4 protein-coding genes and 1 pseudogene are annotated in these 4,683 nt (G+C 63.8%); all 5 read left to right on the forward strand.

Translation table 11 applies throughout. The annotated features are described in order from the left end of the window. Positions 1-426: pseudogene (locus EN991_RS24025) on the forward strand (NADH-ubiquinone dehydrogenase); the annotation flags it as partial. A gap of 73 nt (positions 427-499) precedes the next feature. Continuing rightward, positions 500-2,581 carry an NADH-quinone oxidoreductase subunit NuoG gene (gene nuoG / locus EN991_RS24030; RefSeq protein ID WP_127369694.1) on the forward strand — a complete coding sequence of 694 codons (2,082 nt, stop codon included), beginning with the start codon at positions 500-502 and terminating at the stop codon, positions 2,579-2,581. 2 nt (positions 2,582-2,583) lie between these two features. Further along, the gene (nuoH, locus tag EN991_RS24035) at positions 2,584-3,627 is read left to right on the forward strand and encodes an NADH-quinone oxidoreductase subunit NuoH (RefSeq protein WP_013531097.1); all 1,044 of its coding nucleotides are present in this window, start codon (positions 2,584-2,586) and stop codon (positions 3,625-3,627) included. Next, positions 3,627-4,118 carry an NADH-quinone oxidoreductase subunit NuoI gene (gene nuoI / locus EN991_RS24040; protein WP_013531098.1) on the forward strand — a complete coding sequence of 164 codons (492 nt, stop codon included), beginning with the start codon at positions 3,627-3,629 and terminating at the stop codon, positions 4,116-4,118. Before nuoH ends, nuoI begins: the two co-directional genes overlap by 1 nt. 122 nt (positions 4,119-4,240) lie before the next feature. Further along, the coding region (locus tag EN991_RS24045) for an NADH-quinone oxidoreductase subunit J (RefSeq protein ID WP_127369695.1) at positions 4,241-4,683 on the forward strand (443 nt) is incomplete at its 3' end.

Consider the following 4,683-nt stretch of genomic DNA (forward strand, 5'->3'; position numbering starts at 1 on the left):
GCGCAGTTCGATGATCCGAACTCTTCCTCCACCAAGGCGCGGGCGACGGCGAAAACCATGATCGCCGAGGCGCAGTCCTTCGCCAGGGAGGTCACCGATATTGCCGCCAAGGAAGCCGCAACTGCCGTGCCGGCCGCAAACGCCGCTCCAGCAACAAGCGGCGTCGGCGATGCGCTGTTGCCCGAGGATTTCAGGCAGCCCAAGGCCGTGGAGAAGCCGGCGAAACCGGCGGATCTCAAGGCGATATCGGGCATCGGGCCCAAGCTGGAGAAGGTTCTCAACGGCCTCGGCATCTGGACGTATGCCCAGATCGCGGCATGGACGCCGCAAGAGGTTGCCTGGGTCGAGGACTATCTGTCGCTCGGCGGCCGCATCGGCCGCGACGATTGGACAGCTCAAGCGGCGGCGCTCGCCGTCAAGAAGTGAATGAAGTGCCCGACGTGGTCTCGACCGCGTCCGGAAAAAGAGATTGCGGGAACTCCGCAGGGGTTTGAGGCGAATGGCAAAGCTCAAGGTCGACGGGAAAGAGATCACTGTACCCGACCACTACACGCTGCTGCAGGCGGCGGAAGACGCTGGCGCGGAAGTGCCGCGCTTCTGCTTCCATGAGCGGCTGTCGATCGCCGGCAATTGCCGCATGTGCCTGATCGAGGTGAAGGGCGGGCCGCCCAAGCCGCAGGCTTCCTGCGCCATGAACGTGCGCGACCTGCGTCCCGGCCCGAATGGCGAGGCGCCGGAAATCTTCACCAACACGCCGATGGTCAAGAAGGCCAGGGAAGGCGTGATGGAGTTCCTGCTGATCAACCATCCGCTGGATTGCCCGATCTGCGACCAGGGCGGCGAATGCGACCTGCAGGACCAGGCGATGGCTTTCGGCGTCGATTCCTCGCGCTATCACGAGAACAAGCGCGCGGTCGAAGACAAATACATCGGACCGCTGGTGAAGACGGTGATGAACCGCTGCATCCACTGCACGCGCTGCGTCCGCTTCACCACCGAAGTCGCCGGCATTTCCGAACTGGGCCTGATCGGCCGTGGCGAGGATGCCGAGATCACCACCTATCTCGAACAGGCGATGACCTCGGAGCTGCAGGGCAATGTCATCGACCTTTGCCCGGTCGGCGCGCTGACCTCGAAGCCATTCGCCTTCCAGGCGCGGCCGTGGGAGCTGACCAAGACCGAATCCATCGACGTGATGGATGCGGTCGGCTCGGCGATCCGCGTCGATAGCCGGGGCCGCGAAGTGATGCGCATCCTGCCGCGCGTCAACGAGGCGGTGAACGAGGAGTGGATCTCCGACAAGACCCGCTTCATCTGGGACGGCCTGCGCACGCGGCGTCTGGACCGCCCCTATGTGCGCAAGGACGGCAGGCTGGTTGCCGCCAGCTGGGCCGAGGCCTTCGCCGCGATCAAGGACGCGGTGTCGAAGACGGCGCCCGAAAAGATCGGCGCTATCGCGGGCGATCTCGCCGCCGTCGAAGAAACCTATGCGCTCAAGCTGCTGATGGCTTCGCTCGGCTCGAAGAACACCGATTGCCGCCAGGATGGCGCTGCACTCGACCCGGCGCTCGGCCGTGCGAGCTACATCTTCAACCCGACCATCGAAGGCATCGAGCAGGCCGATGCGGTGCTGATCATCGGCGCCAACCCACGCTATGAAGCCTCGGTGCTCAACGCCCGTATCCGCAAGCGCTGGCGGACCGGCAATCTGCCGGTCGGTGTCATCGGCGATGTCGGCGATACCCGATACGACTACGAACAGCTGGGCGCCGGGCCGGATTCGCTGAAGGATTTGGCCGACGGAAACGGCAAGTTCTTCCAGACGCTGAAGAAGGCGATACACCCGCTGATCATCGTCGGACAGGGCGCGCTGGCGCGTCCCGATGGCGCAGCCGTGCTCGGCCAGGCGGCCAAGCTCGCGGCCGCCGTCAACGCTGCTCGCGCAGACTGGAACGGCTTTGCCGTGCTGCACAATGCGGCCGGGCGCGTCGGCGGTCTCGATCTCGGCTTCGTGCCGGGCGAGGGCGGCAGAAACGTTGCCGGCATGCTGGGCGAAATGGAGCTCTTGTTCCTGCTCGGCGCCGACGAGATCGACATGGCCAAGACCGGCGGCGCCTTCGTCGTCTATATCGGCACGCATGGCGACCAGGGCGCGCACCGCGCCAATGTCATCCTGCCGGCGGCCGCCTACACGGAAAAATCGGCCACCTATGTCAACACCGAAGGGCGCGTGCAGCAGACCAACCGCGCCGGCTTCGCGCCGGGCGAGGCGCGCGAGGACTGGGCGATCCTGCGGGCGCTGTCGGATGTGCTCGGCAAGAAACTGCCGTTCGATTCGCTGCCGCAGCTGCGCGCCAAGCTTTATGGCGAATACCCGCATCTGGCCCGTATCGACCAGGTCGCGGCCGGCAATGCCGAGGATATCGCCGAGGTGGCGAAGCTCGGCGGACGGCTGAACAAGGGCACCTTCACCTCGCCGGTGACGGATTTCTACCTGACCAACCCGATCGCGCGGGCATCGGCCGTGATGGCGGAATGCTCGGCACTGGCCAAGAGCGGCTTCAAGCAGGCGGCAGAATAAGCATGGACACTTTCTTCTCCTTCTACGTGCTGCCGGCGCTGCTGATCCTGTTGAAGTCAGTCGTGCTGATCGTTGTTCTTTTGATCTTCGTCGCCTACATCCTCTACGCCGACCGCAAGATCTGGGCGGCGGTGCAATTGCGCCGTGGCCCGAACGTCGTCGGCCCCTGGGGCACGCTGCAGGCTTTCGCCGATCTGTTGAAGTTCGTCTTCAAGGAGCCGGTCATCCCGTCAGGCGCCAACAAGGGCGTGTTTCTTTTGGCGCCGCTGGTGTCGGCCGTGCTGGCGATCTCGGCCTGGGCGGTCATCCCGGTCAGCCACGGCTGGGCGATCGCCAACGTCAATGTCGGCATCCTCTATGTCTTCGCCATCTCCTCGCTCGAGGTCTACGGCGTGATCATGGGCGGCTGGGCGTCGAACTCGAAATATCCGTTCCTCGGCGCGCTGCGCTCGGCCGCGCAGATGGTGTCCTACGAAGTCTCGATCGGCTTCGTCATCGTCACCGTTCTGCTCACCGCCGGCTCGCTCAACCTCACCGATATCGTGCTGTCGCAGCATGATGGAATTGGTACGCGGCTTGGCCTGCCCAACACCTTCCTCGACTGGAACTGGCTGGCGCTGTTCCCGATGTTCATCATCTTCTTCATCTCGGCGCTGGCCGAGACGAACCGCCCGCCCTTCGATCTGGTCGAAGCCGAATCGGAACTGGTCGCCGGCCACATGGTCGAATATTCGTCGACCCCGTTCCTTTTGTTCTTCCTCGGCGAGTATGTCGCCATCGTGCTGATGTGCGCGCTGGCCACCATCCTGTTCCTCGGCGGCTGGCTGCCTCCGTTCGACTTCGCGCCGTTCACCTGGGTGCCGGGCGTCATCTGGTTCGTGCTGAAAGTCTGCTTCGTGTTCTTCGGCATCTCCATGGTGAAGGCCTTCGTGCCGCGCTACCGCTACGACCAATTGATGCGGCTTGGCTGGAAAGTGTTCCTGCCGATCTCGCTGTTCATGGTGGTCGCCACCGCGGCCTTCCTCAAGATCACGGGGTTTGCGTGATGTCCGCTCTTTCCCAAGCCGCCAAATCGCTGCTGCTGCAGGATTTCGTCAGCGCCTTCTTCCTGTCGATGCGCCAGTTCTTCGCGCCGAAGGAGACGATCAACTATCCGCACGAGAAGGGGCCAACCAGCCCGCGCTTCCGCGGCGAGCATGCGTTGCGCCGCTATCCCAATGGCGAGGAACGCTGCATCGCCTGCAAATTGTGCGAGGCGATCTGCCCCGCGCAGGCCATCACCATCGAGGCCGGCCCGCGCCGCAATGACGGCACGCGCCGCACGGTGCGCTACGACATCGACATGGTGAAGTGCATCTATTGCGGCTTCTGCCAGGAAGCCTGCCCGGTCGACGCCATCGTCGAGGGGCCGAATTTCGAGTTCGCGACGGAGACGCGCGAGGAACTCTACTACGACAAGGACAGACTGTTGGCGAATGGCGACCGGTGGGAGCGCGAGCTGGCGCGCAACATCTCGCTGGACTCGCCCTACCGCTGATATTTGACGCATGGACGGGGCGAGGGGCCTCGTCTAAGGACACAACGAAACTTGCGGCCTGAGGCGGCAAACATCGAAACAGGACGGTTGTCCTGTTTGTACAGGAACCCGGGGGATCCCCAATGTTGAGTGGACTAGAGGCGGCCTTTTTCTACCTCTTCGCCTTTGTCGCGGTGGCATCGGCGTTCATGGTCATTTCGTCGCGCAACCCCGTGCATTCGGTGCTGTTCCTGATCCTGACCTTCTTCAACGCCGCCGGCCTGTTCATGCTGACCGGCGCCGAGTTCCTGGCGATGATCCTGCTCGTCGTCTATGTCGGCGCGGTGATGGTTCTGTTCCTGTTCGTCGTCATGATGCTCGACGTCGATTTCGCCGAACTGAAGAGCGGCGCCCTGCAATATGCGCCGATCGGCGCGCTGGTCGGGCTGATCCTGGCGGCGGAGCTGATCGTGGTTCTCGGCGGCTACACCTTCGCGCCGCAGCTCGCTTCGACGGTCTCCAAGCCCATTCCGGATCTTGCCACGCGGACCAATACCGCCGCGCTCGGCGACATCCTCTATACGGA

Source organism: Mesorhizobium sp. M7A.F.Ca.US.005.03.2.1, assembly GCF_003997795.1.
GTDB classification, from domain to species: Bacteria; Pseudomonadota; Alphaproteobacteria; order Rhizobiales; family Rhizobiaceae; genus Mesorhizobium; species Mesorhizobium ciceri.

Coding starts and splice junctions, on each gene's coding strand:
- nuoG (WP_127369694.1), top strand. CDS start 500: ATGGCAAAGCTCAAGGTCGACGGGAAAGAGATCACTGTACCCGACCAC.
- nuoH (WP_013531097.1), top strand. CDS start 2,584: ATGGACACTTTCTTCTCCTTCTACGTGCTGCCGGCGCTGCTGATCCTG.
- nuoI (WP_013531098.1), top strand. CDS start 3,627: ATGTCCGCTCTTTCCCAAGCCGCCAAATCGCTGCTGCTGCAGGATTTC.